16 protein-coding genes and 1 pseudogene are annotated in these 16425 nt (G+C 72.5%); 8 read left to right on the top strand and 9 right to left on the bottom strand.

Features of this window, described 5'->3' with window-relative positions; translation table 11 throughout:
- Nucleotides 1-21: 21 nt before the first annotated feature.
- From AC3IYI_RS04520 to AC3IYI_RS04540, 5 genes and pseudogenes are all read right to left on the bottom strand, one after another.
- Nucleotides 22-1125 carry a threonine aldolase family protein gene (locus tag AC3IYI_RS04520; RefSeq protein WP_489408969.1) on the bottom strand — a complete coding sequence of 368 codons (1104 nt, stop codon included), beginning with the start codon at nt 1123-1125 and terminating at the stop codon, nt 22-24.
- Nucleotides 1122-1883 carry an SDR family NAD(P)-dependent oxidoreductase gene (locus AC3IYI_RS04525; protein WP_489408970.1) on the bottom strand — a complete coding sequence of 254 codons (762 nt, stop codon included), beginning with the start codon at nt 1881-1883 and terminating at the stop codon, nt 1122-1124. The genes AC3IYI_RS04520 and AC3IYI_RS04525 overlap by 4 nt, the downstream gene beginning before the upstream one ends.
- Before the next feature lie 26 nt (nt 1884-1909).
- Complete coding sequence (locus tag AC3IYI_RS04530) at nt 1910-3316, bottom strand: DUF6421 family protein (protein ID WP_489408971.1); 1407 nt, start codon at nt 3314-3316, stop codon at nt 1910-1912.
- 81 nt (nt 3317-3397) lie between these two features.
- Nucleotides 3398-4555: an alpha/beta hydrolase gene (locus AC3IYI_RS04535; RefSeq protein WP_489408972.1), complete on the bottom strand. Its 1158-nt coding sequence runs from the start codon at nt 4553-4555 to the stop codon at nt 3398-3400.
- An 11-nt stretch (nt 4556-4566) separates the two neighbouring features.
- Nucleotides 4567-5693, bottom strand: a pseudogene (locus AC3IYI_RS04540) (LLM class flavin-dependent oxidoreductase).
- Nucleotides 5694-5743: 50 nt separating this feature from the next.
- Between AC3IYI_RS04540 and AC3IYI_RS04545 the strand changes: the two are divergent.
- The gene (locus AC3IYI_RS04545; protein WP_489408973.1) at nt 5744-6358 is read left to right on the top strand and encodes a PadR family transcriptional regulator; all 615 of its coding nucleotides are present in this window, start codon (nt 5744-5746) and stop codon (nt 6356-6358) included.
- A 193-nt stretch (nt 6359-6551) separates the two neighbouring features.
- Nucleotides 6552-7244, top strand: a complete 693-nt coding sequence (locus AC3IYI_RS04550; RefSeq protein ID WP_489408974.1) for a glycerophosphodiester phosphodiesterase — start codon at nt 6552-6554, stop codon at nt 7242-7244.
- Nucleotides 7245-7357: 113 nt separating this feature from the next.
- Here AC3IYI_RS04550 and AC3IYI_RS04555 read toward each other — a convergent pair whose 3' ends face one another.
- A complete protein-coding gene (locus tag AC3IYI_RS04555) occupies nt 7358-7897 on the bottom strand; it encodes a GNAT family N-acetyltransferase (protein ID WP_489408975.1) in 540 nt (179 codons plus the stop codon).
- 135 nt (nt 7898-8032) lie between these two features.
- Here AC3IYI_RS04555 and AC3IYI_RS04560 point away from each other — a divergent pair, with 135 nt between their 5' ends.
- The 4 genes from AC3IYI_RS04560 (at nt 8033) to AC3IYI_RS04575 (ending at nt 11144) form a co-directional block, all read left to right on the top strand.
- Nucleotides 8033-8638, top strand: a complete 606-nt coding sequence (locus tag AC3IYI_RS04560; protein ID WP_489408976.1) for a DUF5134 domain-containing protein — start codon at nt 8033-8035, stop codon at nt 8636-8638.
- An 89-nt stretch (nt 8639-8727) separates the two neighbouring features.
- The gene (locus AC3IYI_RS04565; RefSeq protein WP_489408977.1) at nt 8728-9666 is read left to right on the top strand and encodes a M56 family metallopeptidase; all 939 of its coding nucleotides are present in this window, start codon (nt 8728-8730) and stop codon (nt 9664-9666) included.
- Between the two features lie 85 nt (nt 9667-9751).
- Nucleotides 9752-10468 (top strand): phosphatase PAP2 family protein, encoded by a 717-nt coding sequence (locus AC3IYI_RS04570; RefSeq protein ID WP_489408978.1) that lies wholly within the window; start codon nt 9752-9754, stop codon nt 10466-10468.
- Between the two features lie 37 nt (nt 10469-10505).
- Nucleotides 10506-11144 (top strand): TetR/AcrR family transcriptional regulator, encoded by a 639-nt coding sequence (locus AC3IYI_RS04575; RefSeq protein WP_489408979.1) that lies wholly within the window; start codon nt 10506-10508, stop codon nt 11142-11144.
- Here AC3IYI_RS04575 and AC3IYI_RS04580 read toward each other — a convergent pair.
- Entirely contained in the window at nt 11141-12619 is a 1479-nt protein-coding gene (locus AC3IYI_RS04580) for an LVIVD repeat-containing protein (RefSeq protein WP_489408980.1), read from the bottom strand. The genes AC3IYI_RS04575 and AC3IYI_RS04580 overlap by 4 nt on opposite strands.
- Before the next feature lie 85 nt (nt 12620-12704).
- On the opposite strand from AC3IYI_RS04580, the gene AC3IYI_RS04585 reads away from it, so the two are divergent.
- Nucleotides 12705-13361: a DUF305 domain-containing protein gene (locus AC3IYI_RS04585; protein WP_489408981.1), complete on the top strand. Its 657-nt coding sequence runs from the start codon at nt 12705-12707 to the stop codon at nt 13359-13361.
- A gap of 52 nt (nt 13362-13413) precedes the next feature.
- Complete coding sequence (locus AC3IYI_RS04590) at nt 13414-14769, top strand: FAD-dependent oxidoreductase (protein WP_489408982.1); 1356 nt, start codon at nt 13414-13416, stop codon at nt 14767-14769.
- Between the two features lie 37 nt (nt 14770-14806).
- Here the strand turns inward: AC3IYI_RS04590 and AC3IYI_RS04595 are convergent, their stop codons facing one another.
- Nucleotides 14807-15154 carry an ArsR/SmtB family transcription factor gene (locus tag AC3IYI_RS04595; protein ID WP_489408983.1) on the bottom strand — a complete coding sequence of 116 codons (348 nt, stop codon included), beginning with the start codon at nt 15152-15154 and terminating at the stop codon, nt 14807-14809.
- A 119-nt stretch (nt 15155-15273) separates the two neighbouring features.
- The gene (locus AC3IYI_RS04600) at nt 15274-16374 is read right to left on the bottom strand and encodes an NADH:flavin oxidoreductase/NADH oxidase (protein ID WP_489408984.1); all 1101 of its coding nucleotides are present in this window, start codon (nt 16372-16374) and stop codon (nt 15274-15276) included.
- Between the last annotated feature and the right edge of the window lie 51 nt (nt 16375-16425).

Here is a 16425-nt window from a genome sequence, read left to right on the forward strand (position 1 = left end):
GACGCCGGTTTCGAGGACGGGCTAGCGGGCCAGCTCTTCCTTGAGGGCCTGGAGGAAACCGTCCACGTCCTCCTCCTGGGTGTCGTAGCTGCACATCCACCGGACGTCGCCCGCGATCTCGTCCCAGAAGTAGAAGCGGTAGCGCTCCTGCAGCCGCCGCGTGACCTCGTGCGGGAGCCGCGCGAACACCGCGTTCGCCTGCACCGGGTAGAGGATCTCCACCCCGTCGGTCTGGCGCACCCCGGCCGCCAGCCGCTCCGCCATCGCGTTGGCGTGGCGGGCGTTGCGCAGCCACAGGTCCTTCGCGAGGAGCGCTTCGAACTGCACCGACACGAAGCGCATCTTGGAGGCGAGCTGCATCGACATCTTGCGGATGTGCTTCATCTGCCGGACCGAGTCCGGGTTCAGCACGACGACGGCCTCGCCGGCCATCATCCCGTTCTTGGTGCCGCCGTAGGACAGCACGTCCACGCCGACCGCGTTCGTGAAGCTGCGCATCGGCACGTCGAGCGAGGCCGCGGCGTTGGCTATCCGGGCGCCGTCGAGGTGGACCTTCATCCCCTTGGCGTGCGCGTGCTCGCAGATGGCGCGGACCTCGTCCACGGTGTACACCGTGCCGAGCTCGGTGTTCTGCGTGATCGAGACGACCTGCGGCATCGCCCGGTGCTCGTCCTCCCAGCCCCAGGCCTGCCGGTCGATGAGCTCGGGGGTGAGCTTGCCGTCCGGCGTGGGGACGGTGAGCAGCTTGAGGCCCGCCATCCGCTCGGGCGCACCGCCCTCGTCGACGTTGATGTGCGCCGACTCGGCGCAGATCACCGCGCCCCAGCGGTCGGTGAGTGCCTGCAGGGCCGTCACGTTCGCGCCGGTGCCGTTGAAGACCGGGTAGGCCTCGGCGTGCGGGCCGAAGTGGCCGCGGAAGACCGTCTGCAGGTGTTCGGTGTACTCGTCGTCGCCGTAGGAGACCTGGTGGCCCCCGTTGGCCAGCGCGATGGCCGCGAGGATCTCCGGGTGAATCCCGGCGTAGTTGTCGCTCGCGAAGCCGCGTACCGCCGGGTCGTGGTGCCGGCGGGCATCGGTCTTCGCCGCGGACTTGCGTATCGCGGTCTTCACGGCACCGGTCTTCACGGTTGGGGGGTGAGCCACAGGCGCTGTCCGTTCACATCGGTGGCGGGCCGCTCCCAGACGCCGGCGATGGCCTCGGCCAGCTCCTTGACGTCGGTGAAGCCCGCGAACTTCGCAGTGGGACGCTCGGCGCGCATCGCGTCGTGCACCAATGCCTTGATCACCAGGATCGCAGCCGCGGCGCCCGGACCGTCCTCGCCACCCGCCTTGCGGAAGGAATCCGCCATCGCGAGCGTCCAGGCCTCGGCCGCCGCCTTGCCCGCGTTGTACGCGGCGTTGTTGGCGACCGGCTTGTGCGCACCGGACTGGCTGACCAGGACGTAGCGCCCGCGGTCGCTGCGCAGCAGCCCGTCGTGGAAGGCGAGCGAGGTGTGCTGGACGGTGCGGATGAGGAGCTTCTCCAGGAAGGCCCAGTCCGCGAGGTCGACGTCGGTGAAGGTCTTGCTGCCGCGCCAGCCGCCGACGAGGTGGACCAGGCCGTCGATGCGGCCGAACTCCTTCTCGGTCTGCTCGGCCCAGGCCTTGGTGGCGTCCAGGTCGAGCAGGTCGACGGTGTCACCGGTGATGGTGGCGCCGCCGTGGGCGTAGCGCGCTGCGTCCACGGCCTCGGCGAGGCGGGCCGCGTCGGCGTCGGAGGCGACGACCACGGCTCCCGCCTCGGCGAGGCGGAGCAGGGTGGCGCGGCCGGCGGGCCCGCCGGCCCCCGCCACTGCCACTACCGCTCCATGGAGCTTCCCGTTCCCGTTACCGGAGCCGTTCATCTGTGCAGCCTCCTGTGGGCGAGTGGTCACGCGGCGACCCGCTCGGCCTGCTCGCCATTGAGGGCGGTGATGCCCTTGGTCGAGGCGATCACGCCCTTGAGCTTCTTGGCGAGGGCCTCATAGAACATGCTGAGCGGAAACTCGTCCGGAAGCACGTCGTCGACGAGCTTGCGCGGCGGCTGCGTCAGGTCCAGGGCGTCGGGACCCTTGGCCCACCTGGATCCCGGGTGGGGGGCGAGGTACTCGGCGACGAGGTCGTAGGCCTTGAACCAGTGGACGAGCTTCGGGCGGTCGATGCCGGCCCGGTAGAGGTCCTCGATCTCGGCGCACAGCTGGTTGGTGACCTGCGGGGCACGCATCCAGTCGATCTTCAGCTTGTTGTCCGTCCAGCGCACGACGTCGTGCTTGTGGAGGTACGCGAAGAGGAGCTGGCCGCCGAGGCCGTCGTAGTTCCGGTTGCGGTCGCCGGACACCGGGAAGCGGAACATCCGGTCGAAGAGGACGGCGTACTGCACGTCACGGCCGTGCTCGTTGCCCTCGGACTCCAGCTTCACGGCCTCCTTGAAGGCGGTGAGGTCGCAGCGCAGCTCTTCCAGGCCGTACATCCAGAACGGCTGGCGCTGCTTGATCATGAAGGGGTCGAACGGCAGGTCGCCGTGGCTGTGGGTGCGGTCGTGGACCATGTCCCACAGGACGAAGGCCTTCTCGCAGCGCTCCTGGTCCTCGACCATCCGGGCGATGTCCTCGGGCAGCTCGATGCCCAGGATGTCCACGGCGGCCTCGGTGACCTTGCGGTAGCGGGCGGCCTCGCGGTCGCAGAAGATGCCGCCCCAGGTGAAGCGCTCGGGGGCCTCACGCACCGCGATGGTCTCCGGGAAGAGCACGGCGGAGTGCGTGTCGTAGCCCGGGGTGAAGTCCTCGAAGGTGATGCCGAGGAAGAGCGGGTTGTCGTACCGGGTGCGCTCCAGCTCGGAGAGCCACTCGGGCCACACCATCTTCAGCACGACGGCCTCGAGGTTGCGGTCCGGGTTGCCGTTCTGCGTGTACATCGGGAAGACCACGAGGTGCTGGAGCCCGTCGGCGCGCTCGGCGGCCGGGGCGAAGGCCAGCAGGGAGTCGAGGAAGTCCGGCACGCCGAAGCCGCCGTCGGCCCACTTGCGCAGGTCGCCGACGAGAGCCCGGTGGTATGCCTCACCGTGCGGGAGCAGCGGCGACAGCGCCTCGATGCCCGCGATGACGCGCTCGACCGCGGCCGGGGCGGCGACGCGGGCGTGGTGCCCCTCGACCTCGAAGTCGATGGACCCGTCGGCCGACTGCCAGGGCCGGATCTCCTCCACGGCGGCCTTGAGCTCGGGCCACGCCGGGTGGTCCACCACCCGTACACCGGCGGTTATCACGGCACCGCCGATACCCGGCACAAGAGTTTCCGTCATGTCACTTCCTCCACAGGAGAATCTCACGTCGGCACAGCGTAAGCGCGTGAGGCTCTTCCACTCAAGAGTAGATCCGGGAAATTATCCTGCGTCACCCCTGGTCTCACCGGAAGTCTTCCCGTTCTTATGCGTGGAGTCGATGACTTCGCCCAGTCGCGCCAAGGCCTGTCGGGCTTCGGGGAGCACTCCGGCCAGCGCGAGGAACCCGTGGAACATCCCGGGGTGGAGGTCGAGGGCCGAACGGACCCCGGCGCCGAGCAGCCGGCGGTGGTACGCCTCCCCCTCGTCCCGCAGCGGATCGCAGCCGGCGACCACCACGTACGCGGGTGGCAGCCCCGTCGGGTCCGCGGCGAGCGGGGAGGCCAGCGGATCGCCGCCGTCGCCGTCGGGGCCCAGGTACTGCTCCCAGAACCAGCGCAGGTGCGCCGCGGTCAGGAAGTAGCCCTCGGCGTTGCTCCGGTAGGACCCGGTGTCCCGGGCGACGTCCAGGCACGGGTAGATCAGCGCCTGTAGGGCGACGGCGGGGCCCCCGAGGTCGCGCGCCAGCAGGCAGGAGGCCGCGGCGAGGTTCCCGCCGGCGCTGTCGCCCGCCACCACCAGTGCGTCCGGGTCCCCGCCGAGCTCGTCGAGGTGCGTGCCGGCCCAGCACAGGGCGGCGTACGCGTCGCGGACGGCGGCGGGGAAGCGGGCCTCGGGCGCCCGCCGGTAGTCCACGGAGACCAGGACGGCGCCGGAGGCCCGGCAGAGCGCCCGGGCGGTGGCGTCGTAGCTGTCGAGGTCACCCAGGACCCAGCCGCCACCGTGGCAGAACACCACGGTCGGCCGTGGCCCCGGCCACCGCTCCGGGTCCGGGTAGTAGACGCGTACGGGGACGGGCGGCGCCCCGGCCGGCCCGGGTACCTCCCGGTCCTCCACGGCGCCCACGACGGCCGGCCGGGCCGCCCGGGGCAGGGCGGCGAGGATCCGGCGGGCCTCGTCGGCGTCGGTGACGCGGCCCCCGAGGTCGGGGAAGAGGGAGGCCAGCGCGTCGGCGTGGGGACGGGCGGCGGGGTCGAGGCGGTCACCCCGGACAGGGCCGTCGAGGCGGGCGGGGCCGTCGAGGCAGTCGGCCCGGGCGGCCCCATCGACCCGGTCAGCCCCATCGACCCAAGCGGCCCCATCGGCCCAAGCGGCCCCATCGGCCCGAGCGGCCCCAGCGCTCCCGTCGGCCGCAGCAGCCCCAGACGTCACATCCGTCACGGCGCCGGCCCCTACGCCCGCTGGTTCGCGAAGTGCGGGATGACTTCTCGCCCCACTGCCGCAGGGTCTCCAGACAGGCCTCCTGCGGCACGGTGCCCATCTGGATCAGGCACATGATCTCGTCGGCCCCCGCCTCCCGCAGCCGCTCCACGTATGCGATCGCCTCGTCCGCGCTCCCGTAGGCGTGGTCCGCGTTGAAGGTGTCCGTGGCGGTGGGCCGTACGGGGATGTCCTGCTCGTGCAGCCGGGCCACCACCTGCTCGGCCGCCCTGCGCATCTCCGCCCCCTCGTCGGCGCCCGCGACCACCGCCTCGTCCGGCACCCCCGCCCCGCCGTACCAGTGACCGATGGACTGCGCGAAGAACCGCTGTCCCCGGATCCCGATCCGCCGGGCCTCCTCGGGGTCGTCGAGCACGATCGTCGGGCAGAGCACCGAGAAGTGGTCGTTGACGGCCGTGGAGACGAAGCGGCCGCCGTCCCGGCCGGCGATCGCGGCGTCGTAGACGGAGCGCATCCCCGCGATGGACTCCGGCCCGGCGAATCCCATCACGAGCGCCCCGACGCCCAGCTCCGCGGCCTGCACCAGGGTCTCGGCGCGGCTGCATGCGAGGAACAGCGGCGGATGGGGCCGCTGGTTCGGCCGCGGCAGGATCGGGTGCGGATCGATGTCGATGAGCTCCCCGTGGTACTCCAGCTCCTCCTCTTGCCAGGCCTTCCCGATGATCCGCAGCGCCTCCTCGACCTCCGCCGTGGTGCGGTCCCTGTCCACCCCGCACAGCGAGGTCTCCTGCACGGTCCCGCCCCGCCCGGCCCCGAGGTCGACCCGGCCGCCGGACAGCAGGTCGAGCATCGCGGCCCGCTCGGCGACCCGGACGGGGTGGTTGAAGGCGAAGGGCATGCACACGACTCCGTGCCCGATGCGTATGGTGTTCGTCCGAGCCGCGACGAAACTAAGAAAGATTTCCGGGGCGGACATGTGCGCGTACCACTTCAGGGAGTGGTGCTCGACGGCCCAGATCCGGTCGAATCCCATCTGTTCGGCGAGCACCGCCTGCTCCACGCAGTCACGGATGACCTGGTGCTCGCGCTCCACGGTCGGGTCGGCCAGCTGTGCCTCGAAGATGACGGAGAACTTCACTTATGCCTCCAGGGTTGCGTCCCGTACCCGGTCTCACTTCTATTCGAAATATGACTAGTAGTCAGACGTCGAAGAAGCAAGAGCTTCCACCGACCGCGTGGGCGGTTCTCGGTCTGCTGTCCTTCCCCGGGGAGCGGACCGGCTACGAGTTGAAGAAGTGGGCGGACTCCTCGCTGCGCTTCTTCTACTGGTCCCCGGCCATCAGCCAGATCTACGCCGAACTGCGCCGCCTGGAGGAACTCGGCTACGCGGCCTCCGTGCGCTCGGGGCCCGAGGAGGCGCGGGCCAAGCGCCGCTACGGCATCACCCCCGCCGGGCGTGAGGCGCTGGCCGGCTGGGCCTCGGACGTCGCCGAGGCGGGTCCCCCGGTGCTCAAGCACGGGCTGCTGCTGCGGGTCTGGCTCGGCCACCTGGCCGAGCCGGAGCGGCTGCGCGGGATGGTGACGGAGCATCTGGAGCGCACCACCGAGGAGTTGACCTCCGTACGGGAGGCCATGGCGCACGCGGCCGCCGAGCCCGACTGGGCCTTCCCGGTGCTCGCCCTGCGCTGGAGCGAGCGCCAGCACCTGGCCGAACTGGAGCTGACGCGGGCGCTGCTGGCGGACCTGGAGGGCCTCGGCGGGCAGGAACGTCAAGCCGGCGGGGACGCGCCCACCCCCGGGTGACCGCGCGGGCCGCGCGGGGGGCTCCCCAGCCCCCGGCGGGCCCGTCCGGAAGCGGCCGGACGGCGTTGCGGAGGCCCCGCACGGGCGGTTCCATCGCACGCGGGGCGCACTAGCATGCGTCCTCACATCGCGCGCGGCCGGTCGGGACACCGCGACCGCGCGGGGAGCCGCCGTCGACGGAAGGATGAGAACCTTGACTTTCCTCACCATCGGGCACCGCGGGGTCATGGGTGTCGAACCGGAGAACACCTTGCGGTCGTTCGTCCGCGCGGAACGTTCCGGCATGGACGTCGTCGCGCTGGACGTGCGGCTCAGCAAGGACGGCGCCCTCGTCGTCCTGCACGACGCCGAGGTCGACCGGACCACCGACGGTTCGGGAGCCGTAGCCGATCTGACGCTGGCCGAACTGCGCGAGCTGGACGCCGGGGACGGCGAGCACGTGCCGGTCCTGGACGAGGTCCTCGACGCGGTCCGCGCCCCGCTGCGGATCCAGGTCCACGACCTCGCCGCCGTCGGACCCTTCGCGGAGCTGATGCTGCGCCGCGATCTGACCGGCCGGGTGGAAGTGGCCTCCGTCCGCGACGAGGTGCTCGTGCAGGCGGCCCGACTGGTGCCGGGCGTACGGACCGTGCTCCACGCGAACCAGACCCCGGCCGAGGCCGGGGAGATCGTCGCCCGGGCGGCCCTCGCGGGCGCGGAAACGGTGGCCCTCAACATCGGCCACCTCACCCTGCACACCGTGGAGTCGGCGCACGAGGCCGGACTGCGCGTGACGGGGTGGACGGTCAACACGCTGGAGCGGCTGCGCCTCGCGCGGGCCCTCGAACTCGACGGCGTGCTCACCGACTTCCCGGAGATCCGCTCCACGGGCCGCTTCACCGCCTGAGGACCGCGCACGACGGTCCGCGCGAAGCGGAGCGGACAGCGGTCGGCGGACAGCGGTCGGCGGTCGGCCCACGGACGACCCGTGGGCCCCGCCCAGCCCCGCCCAGCCCCCGACTACAGCGGCTTCACCAGCAGCTCGAAGGCCAGGTCGTCGCGGAGCGGGACGCCGAACCGCTCGTCCCCGTAGGGGAAGGGGCTCATCTCGCCGGTGCGCTCGTAACCACGGCGCACGTAGAAGGCGATGAGCTCCTCCCGTACGTTGATCACGCTCATCCGCATCTCCTTGGCCGCCCACTGCTCGCGGGCGCGGCGCTCGGCCTCCGCCATGACCTCCTTGCCCAGTCCGCCGCCCTGCTGTCCGGGGCGGACGGCGAACATGCCGAAGTAGACGTGGTCTCCCCGGTGTTCGAGGTGGCAGCAGGAGACGATCTCGCCGGCACGCTCCACGACGAGGAGCATGCCCTCGGGGTGCCCGACGATCCGGGCCACGTCCTCGGCGTCGGTCCGCTGCCCGTCCAGGAAGTCCGCCTCGGTGGTCCATCCCCCGCGGCTCGAGTCTCCCCGGTACGCCGATTCCACGAGCGCCACGAGCGCCGGGATGTCCGCCTCCACGGCGCTGCGATAGGTCAGGGCGTGGGGGGCGGCGCTCGGCATCGAGGGCTCCGTTCTGCGCGAGGTCGTGCGACGTGCTGCGTGCGGTGGTCACGCAGAGCCTAACCCCGCCCGGCGTGATGGCCCTGTGAAGGGGGCATCTCTTCCGGTGAACCCGACGAACCGGGAGGTTCCGCCGTGCACGGTCCCGCCACGTCCCTCTCCACCTCCGTCTCCGCCTGGCTCCTCGTCCTGCTCTGCGCGGTGAGCGGCGCGTACTGTCTGCGGCGCGCGGGCAGAGCCGGCGGCGGAGCGGCGGCCGGGGAGGCGGCGATGGGGTTCGGCATGGCCCTGATGGCGGTGCCGCTCCGGCTGGGCGGCGGCTGGCAGGCGCCCGTGCTGGGCGTGTTCTTCTGCGGGGCGGCGCTGCACGCACTGTGGCTGCTGCGCGGAGGACCGCACCACGCGCACCATCTGGTGGGGTCGCTGACCATGGTCTACATGGCGCTGGCCGCGGGGACTGGTTCGGGGACGGGGTCCTCCGCCCACGCCCACGCCCACGGGCAGGGCGCCGGGCTGCCGCTGCTCACGGGCCTGCTGCTCGTCTACTACGCCGGGTACGTGGTGCTGGGCGGCGCCCGGCTGGTCACGGTCGGGGGCGCGGGCGGCGCGCGCGGGACGGGCGGCACGGGCGGCGCGCCCGGCTCGGGCGGCCCCGGAGCCCCCGCCGGACCGGCGGAAGTGATCCGTGCCTGCCGACTGGCCATGGGAATGGGGATGTTGGCGATGCTGCTCGCGATGTGAGGTCGCGGGCGGGCCGGGCAAACGTGTCGTCCGTCACCCTTGGCCCGGACCATACCCGCAGGTAGTCGCACGCTCCTAGGCTGAGGCCCATGATGGTCCCCGCCGTTCTCCTGCTGCTCGGCGCCCTGACCGCGGTGCTCGCACCCCGCCTGCTGGCCCGGGCCCGATGGCCCGAGCGTGAACCCGTCGTGGCCCTGTGGACCTGGCAGTGCGTGGTGGGCGCCGTCCTGCTGTGCCTCGCGCTGTCCATGCTGCTGAGCGCGGCCGCCGCCTGGCAGGCCGTACGGGGCGGGCTGTTCGCCGCGGCTCCGCACGGCGTGGTCGACGCCTACGCGCTGGACGCCGCGGGCGGGCTCTGGGCCGCGGGCACCGCCGTCGCACTGGCGGGCGGCGGGCTGTGGACCGGCGCGATGCTGGCCCGGGAAATCCTGCGGGCCCGCGCCCGGCGCCGCGCGCAGGGCGCCGAACTGTCGCTGCGGGCCCCCCTGTTGCCCGGGGAGCAGGCCTCCGGGGCCCGGCTCGTGGTCCTGGAGGGGCAGCGGCCCGACAGCTGGTGGCTGCCGGGTCCGGCCCCGCGGCTGGTGGTCACGACGGCGGCGCTGGGCCGGCTCAAGGGGAGTCAGCTGGACGCCGTACTGGCCCACGAACAGGGGCACGCGGCGGCCCGGCACGACTGGCTGCTGCACTGCTCGCGGGCGCTGTCCGGGGGGTTCCCGCGGGTCCCGGTCTTCGCAGCGTTCGAGGCGCAGATGCACCGGCTGGTGGAGCTGGCGGCCGACGACGTGGCCTCGCGGCGCTACGGGCGCCTGACCACCGCCCTGGCCCTGATCGGCCTGAACGAGGACCGCGGGGTCTTCGGCCCGTCCCCCGCGCCGGACGCGCACGTTCCCGAGCGGGTCCGGCGGCTGCTGGCGGCCGCGCCCCGTCTGTCGGCCGTGCGCCGGATGCGGCTGACGGCCCTGGCGACGCTGGCTCCGGCGGTTCCGCTGCTGGTGGCGTTCGGACCGGGGCTGGGCGCGCTCGCCTAGGCGGCCTGAGGGCGGCCTCCCGCCGAATGTGGCGGGGCCGTCGCCCTTACGGAGCATCGGCGGCGGCGGGTGCGAGGATCGGCGGATGCGGAGCGATCACGTACGGTTGCGGACCCCCCTGGTGTGCGCGCTGTCCGCCGCAGTGGCCGTGCTGACGGTCCTGGTGGCCGTCAGCTGGGGCCCGCTCCTGTCCTTCGACGGCCGGATCTCCCGGGGGCTGCACTCCTACGCCGTCTCCCATCCCGCGGTCACCCGGCTGATGCGGGTGCTCACCGACTGGGTCTGGGATCCGTGGGCCATGCGGGCCCTGGCCGGCGCGGCCTGCGTGTGGCTGTGGTGGCGCGGCGAGGGCCGGTGCGCGCTGCGGATCGCCCTGGCCACCCTCGCGGCCACGGCGGCCACTCAGGGGCTGAAGGTCTTGATGGGGCGGGAGCGGCCGGTATGGCCGGATCCGGTCGCCTCCGCGGACTACGCCGCCTATCCGTCGGGACACGCCCTGACGGCGACGGTGGTCTGCGGTCTGCTGGTGTGGCTGGTCGCGCGCCCGTCCGCAGGGCCGTTCCCGCGCCCGTCCGCGCATCCGTTCACGCGGTCCGTCCCGGCCCTGGCGATGCTGCTGGCCGCGGTCTCGGTCCTCGGGGTCGGCTTCACCCGGGTCTACCTCGGCGTCCACTGGTTCTCGGACGTCCTGGCGGGCTGGCTGCTGGGCTCGGTGCTCGTGGCCCTGACGGTCACGGTCTCGGACGGTGCCTGCTCTGGGCGATCCCCCGTGTCGCCCAGAGCAGGCGGTCCGGCGCGCTGAGTATACTGGCTGCGAGCCAGTCAACGCAGGAGCAAGCATGTCCCCGCGCAGCGCATCGGTCAATGAAGAATTGCGCAGGCGTTCCCGGGAGCGGCTGCTGCAGGCCACGGTCGAGCTGGTCGCGGAGCGCGGCTTCGAGGCCACCACGCTCGGGGACATCGCCGACCGGGCCGGAGCCGCCCGCGGCCTGGTGTCGTACTACTTCCCGGGCAAGCGCCAGCTCCTACAGTCCGCCGTGCACCGGCTGATGCACCTCACCTTGGAGGCGGCGCTGGAGCGGGAGCCGCGGCCCGAGGGGCCCGACGCCGGCCGGGAGCGCCTGGCCCGGGCCATCGACGCGATCCTCGGGCTGGCCCGGGACCAGCCCCGGCTGATGCGGACGCACATGGCGGGGATCCTGCAGGCGGAGGGATTCGTCCAGTGCGCCGAGCAGCAGCGGCTCGCGGAGCTGCTGCGGGACACCGTCGTACGGTACGGATCGGCGAACGTGGACACCGACTACCCGCTGCTGCGGGCTCTGTTGATGGGCGCGGTGGTGGCGGTGCTGCTGCCGGGCGCGCCGATGCCGGCGGCCCGGCTGCGGGCCGAGCTGTTCCAGCGGTACGGGCTGGACTGGGAGTCGGGTGTCCCGCCGGACGGTGGACCGCCCGGCGGGACGTTTCCCTCGCCCCGTTAGTGGTAGGCGGGCTGGCTCTGCACGTTGAGCCGGTCCAGCCACACCCACTTGGCGCTGTCGGTGCGCCAGTCGTCGAGCCTCAGCACGTCGAGGCCCTTGACGATGTCGTTCGAGTAGATGTGCCCGTTGTAGTAGTACGCGGACCAGGAGCCGCCGAGGCCGAGCTTGTCGGTGGTCAGCGGGCCCCGCTCGAAGTAGGCGATCTCCTTCGGGCTGGTGGAGTCGGTGAACTCCCAGACGGAGATGCCGCCCTGGTACCAGGCCTGGACCATGATGTCGCGGCCGCCGCCGACCGGGATCAGCGAGCCGTTGTGGGCCACGCAGTTCTCGGTGTCGGCCTGCAGGCGCGGGATCTTGAAGTAGCTCTTGAAGACGAGCTTGCGCTGGTCACCCTGGCCGGTGATCTCGTAGATGCCGTCGGCTCCCCGGTTGGGGCCGGTGGCCTCGTTGCAGGTGGCGCCGCCACCGCCGCCCAGTTCGTCGGTGAACACCACCTTGTTCGCCCGCTCGTTGAAGGTGGCCGAGTGCCAGAACGCGAAGTTCACGTTGTCCTGAACCCGGTCGATGACGCGCGGCTCCTCGGGGTTGCTGATGTCGAAGAGGATGCCGTCGCCCATGCAGGCGCCCGCGGCGAGGTCCTTGGAGGGCAGCACGGTGATGTCGTGGCAGCCCGTGGTCTTGGAGACGCCCGGGTTGGTGGGCGCGCCCGGGTTGCCGCCGTCCGGGAAGAGGATCGGGAAGGCCACGACCGCGGCCTGCGTGGGGCTCTTCTTGGGGACCTTCACGACCGAGATGCCGTCGTGCGGCGGCTTGCAGTCGGGGAAGGCGTCGTTCGGGCTGTATGAGGAGACGTAGAGGTAGGCGTCCCGGCCGCCCGGCACCAGCGTGTGGGTGTGGGAGCCGCACGGGGTCTCGACGGACTTGATGTACTTGGGGTTCTTCTTGTCCTTGATGTCGAAGATCTTGATGCCCTCCCACGAGGACTTCTCCGTGGCGGGCTGCGAGACGCTGTTGCAGGAGTCGTCGCTGCGCGAGGAGTCGGTGGACAGGAAGAGCAGGTCCCCGTCGACCGAGATGTCGTTCTGCCCGCCGGGGCACAGGACTTCGGTGACCTTCTTCGGCGCCTTGGGGTTGCCGATGTCATAGATCGTGAAGCCGTTGTAGCTGCCCGCGTAGGCGTACTTGCCCTGGAACGCCATGTCGGAGTTGATGACGGCCGGGTTGGAACTGGGGATGTTGGCCAGGGGTTTGATGTTCCCGCTGTGGACGATCTCGTCCTGGCCCGGTATCTCGCCCGGCGCCAACTCCCGGCCCGCGTCGGCCGCGGTGGCGGCGCTCTGCGACGTACCCGCGCCCGGGAGCAGGTCTCCCGGGTCGGGGGTGGCGGCCGCGGGTCCGGCCGCCAGTAACGTGGTGAGGAGTCCGGCCGCGGCTGCGGCCACTCCCAGGGATCCGCGCCGTCTGCTGGTGTGCATCGAGGTCACTGTGCCCTCCCATGAGTCCGATCGGTTCCGCCCGTGGTGGGAACGGAACGTGGACCCCGGCAGTATGGTCCTTTGCATGGACATGGCGAAAGTCTCACTCGGGCGAATCGTCGGAGCGGCCCTGACCGTCGGGCTCCTGCTCCCCCTCACCGGCTGCACCGACGGCGGTGGGACGGACGGCGCGGCGGCCGACGGCAAGCCGATGGTGATCGCCCCGGGCAAACCCGGCGAGAAGGCGCGCACCATCTCCCCCGAACAGGCGGCGAAGGAGCTGCCCGACGACACCCCCAACGCGGCGGACCGAGCGTACGTACGGAACATGATCGAACACCACGGGCAGGCACTGACCATGAGCGCCCTCGCTCCGGACCGGGCCGCGGCCGACGGGGTCAAACGGCTCGCCGAGCGGATCGCGGCCGCACAGAAGCCCGAGATCGGCGCAATGGAGGGATGGGCGGCCCGCAACCCGGCGCCCACCGCCGGCCCGGGGGGCCACGACCACGCGACGATGCCCGGCATGGCCACCGAGCAGCAGCTGGGGGAGCTGACAGCGGCCAGGGGGGCCGACTTCGACCGGCTCTTCCTCGCTCTGATGACCGCCCACCACGAGGGCGCCCTGAAGATGGCGGGCGAGGTCCTGGCCTCGGGCAACAACACCGCCGTGGAGGAGATGGCCAACGAGGTGGCGGCCACCCAGAGCGCCGAGATCCACCGGATGCGCGCGATGGGCTGACGGCCCCGGCACCCGGTGTCATGCTGGGAACACCTGCGGGAGGAGCTCCGCCGTGCTTCGTATCGCCGTCGTCGGATCGGGCCCCAGCGGGGTCTATGCCGCACAGACACTCGTACAGCAGCGTGAGGTGCCGGGGATCCGGGTCGACGTGCTCGACCGGCTGCCGGCCCCGTACGGGCTCGTGCGCTACGGGGTGGCCCCCGACCACGAGAAGATCAAGTCCCTGCAGGGCAGCCTGCGCACCGTGCTGGAGGACGAGCGGATCCGCTTCCTCGGGAACGTCGAGGTCGGCGGGGACGCGCTGCCCACCGCCCGGCTCCTGGAGCTGTACCACGCGGTGGTGTACTGCGTCGGCGCGGCCCGGGACCGGATGCTCGGCATCCCCGGCGAGGACCTCGCCGGGGTGCACTCCGCCACGGCCTTCGTGGCCTGGTACAGCGGCCATCCGGACGCCGCGGCCGAGGCCTTCGGGCTGCCCGGGGTGGATTCGGCGATCGTGGTCGGCGCCGGGAACGTGGCGGTCGACGTGACGCGGATCCTGGCCCGGGGCGTACCGGAGCTGACCCCCACCGACATGCCGCAGCCGGCCCTGGGTGCGCTCGGCGACAGTGCGGTGCGCGCGGTCCACATGGTGGCCCGGCGCGGGCCCTCGCAGGGCAAGTTCACCACCAAGGAGCTGCGCGAGCTGGGCACGCTGCCGGGCGTGGACGCAACTGCCGACCCGGCGGAGCTGGCCCTCGACCCGGCGTACGCGGACCCGGGCGCGGCCCTGCCCGCGGTGAACCGGCGCAACGTGGAGGTGCTGCGCGGCTGGGCGACGGCTCCGGCTAGCGGCGGGGCGCGGCGGATCGCGCTGCGGTTCTTCCTGCGCCCGGTGGAGGTGCTCGGCGGGCCGGACGGCCGGGTCACCGGGATGCGGTTCGAGCGGACGGCCCCCGACGGCCTGGGCGGGGTCACCGGCACGGGGGTCTACGAGGACGTCCCGGCGCAGTTGGTCCTGCGCTCGGTGGGGTACCAGGGCGTGCCGCTGCCCGGCCTGCCCTTCGACGAGCGGCGCGGTACGGTCCCGCACGCGGCGGGCCGGGTGCTCCGGGAGGGCCGCGCCTCCGTGGGCGAGTACGTGGCGGGCTGGATCAAGCGCGGCCCGACCGGGGTCATCGGCACCAACCGGCCCTGCGCGAAGGAGACGGCCTCCTCCCTGCTCCAGGACGCGGGGGCGCTGGCCCGTCGCGACCGGGATCGGGACCCGCTGGAGGCCCTGCGGGAGGCCGGGCTGCGACCGGTCCGGTGGCCGGGGTGGCTGGCCATCGAGACGGCGGAGGCGGAACTGGGGCGCTCCCTGGGCCGGCGCTCCGTCAAGATCCCGGACTGGGAGGGCCTGCTCGCGGCGGCGGACGGCACCGACTGACCCCCCGGGCCGGGGTCCGCCTCAGCCGGGGTCCGCCTCAGCCGTGGTCGCGCGCCTGCTCGGCGGCGGCCGCCGCGAGGACGCCGTCGAGGAGCCCGGGGAACAGCTCCGCCAGCTCGGCGCGGCGCAGCCCGTTCAGCTTGGCCGTGCCGCGGTAGCACTGGCGCACGACCCCGCTCTCGCGCAGGACGCGGAAGTGGTGCGTGGTCGTGGACTTGGTGACCGGGAGCTCGAAGTAAGAGCAGGCCAACTCGGCGTCCGTGGCCGCGAGATCGCGGACGATGGACAGCCGGACCGGGTCCGAGAGGGCGTGCAGGACCCCTTCGAGCCGGATCTCGGCGGCTTCGGGGTGGGCGAGGACACGGGCCGCGTCACGTTCCGTCATGTCCGTACTCCACTCGCTGGGTGATGCCTGGTCTCCGCCTCCATCGTACGAGAACCATCGTAGGAGCGGAGCCGAACGGCGGGTGCGGCGCGGGACCCCCGTCCCCGCGCCGCACCGGTTCACCAGGAGCGGTGGTACTGCTCGGGCGTACGGATCTCCGCGCCGAGCTCGGCGGCCGCGCGGCGGGCCCAGAACGGGTCGCGCAGCAGTTCGCGGCCCAGCAGGACGGCGTCGGCCTCGCCGTTGGCCAGGATCTTCTCGGCCTGCTCCGGCTCGGTGATCAGGCCCACGGCGGCGACCGGAAGGGTGGTCTCGGTCTTGACCCGGGCCGCGAAGGGCACCTGGTAGCCGGGTCCGACCGGGATCGTCACTCCGGGGGCGAGGCCGCCGGTGGAGACGTCGAGGAGGTCCACGCCGTGCTGCTCGAGCAGCCCGGCCAGCCGGACGGTCTCGTCCGCGGTCCAGCCGTCCTCCTCCAGCCAGTCGGTGGCGGAGATCCGGAAGAACAGCGGGAGTTCCTCGGGCCACACCGCCCGTACGGCGTCGACGACTTCGAGGGCGAGGCGGGCGCGGTTCTCGAAGGAGCCGCCGTACTCGTCGGTGCGCTTGTTGGTGTGCGGGGAGAGGAACTCGCCGATCAGGTAGCCGTGGGCACCGTGAATCTCGACGACCTGGTAGCCGGCGGCGAGCGAGCGCCGGGCGGCGGCCGCGAACTGCTCCACGACGTCCCGGATCTCACCGGCCGTCAGCTCGTGCGGGACCTGGTGGTCCTCGGAGAACGGCACGGGGCTCGGGGCGCTGGGCAGCCAGCCGTGCGCCTCGGGACCCACGGGCTGCCCGCCCTTCCAGGTGCGGTCGGTGGAGGCCTTGCGGCCGGCGTGACCGAGCTGGATGCCGGGGACCGCGCCCTGGCTCTTGACGAAGGAGGTGATCCGGCGCAGCGCCTCGACCTGGGTGTCGTTCCAGATGCCGAGGTCGTACGGCGAGATCCGCCCCTCGGGGGCGACGGCCGTGGCCTCCTGGATGATGAGGCCGGCGCCGCCGGTGGCGCGGGCCGCGTAGTGCGCGAAGTGCCAGTCGTGGGCCACGCCGGCGTCCGGGCCGGAGGGCGCGGCGCTGTACTGGCACATCGCGGCCATCCACACCCGGTTCGGGACGGTGACCGAGCGGATGGTCCACGGCTGGAACAGGGCGGCGAAGGAAACGGGAGCAGCACTCATGAGGGATCTCCAGGGGCGACTGGAAGCGCACCGGGGAACCGGCCGCTAAGT

The sequence above is a fragment of the Streptomyces sp. GL_148 genome, assembly GCF_057834205.1.

Coding starts and splice junctions, on each gene's coding strand:
- AC3IYI_RS04525 (WP_489408970.1), bottom strand. CDS start 1,883: ATGAACGGCTCCGGTAACGGGAACGGGAAGCTCCATGGAGCGGTAGTG.
- AC3IYI_RS04530 (WP_489408971.1), bottom strand. CDS start 3,316: ATGACGGAAACTCTTGTGCCGGGTATCGGCGGTGCCGTGATAACCGCC.
- AC3IYI_RS04545 (WP_489408973.1), top strand. CDS start 5,744: ATGACTAGTAGTCAGACGTCGAAGAAGCAAGAGCTTCCACCGACCGCG.
- AC3IYI_RS04555 (WP_489408975.1), bottom strand. CDS start 7,897: ATGCCGAGCGCCGCCCCCCACGCCCTGACCTATCGCAGCGCCGTGGAG.
- AC3IYI_RS04565 (WP_489408977.1), top strand. CDS start 8,728: ATGATGGTCCCCGCCGTTCTCCTGCTGCTCGGCGCCCTGACCGCGGTG.
- AC3IYI_RS04570 (WP_489408978.1), top strand. CDS start 9,752: ATGCGGAGCGATCACGTACGGTTGCGGACCCCCCTGGTGTGCGCGCTG.
- AC3IYI_RS04575 (WP_489408979.1), top strand. CDS start 10,506: ATGTCCCCGCGCAGCGCATCGGTCAATGAAGAATTGCGCAGGCGTTCC.
- AC3IYI_RS04580 (WP_489408980.1), bottom strand. CDS start 12,619: ATGCACACCAGCAGACGGCGCGGATCCCTGGGAGTGGCCGCAGCCGCG.
- AC3IYI_RS04585 (WP_489408981.1), top strand. CDS start 12,705: ATGGACATGGCGAAAGTCTCACTCGGGCGAATCGTCGGAGCGGCCCTG.
- AC3IYI_RS04595 (WP_489408983.1), bottom strand. CDS start 15,154: ATGACGGAACGTGACGCGGCCCGTGTCCTCGCCCACCCCGAAGCCGCC.
- AC3IYI_RS04600 (WP_489408984.1), bottom strand. CDS start 16,374: ATGAGTGCTGCTCCCGTTTCCTTCGCCGCCCTGTTCCAGCCGTGGACC.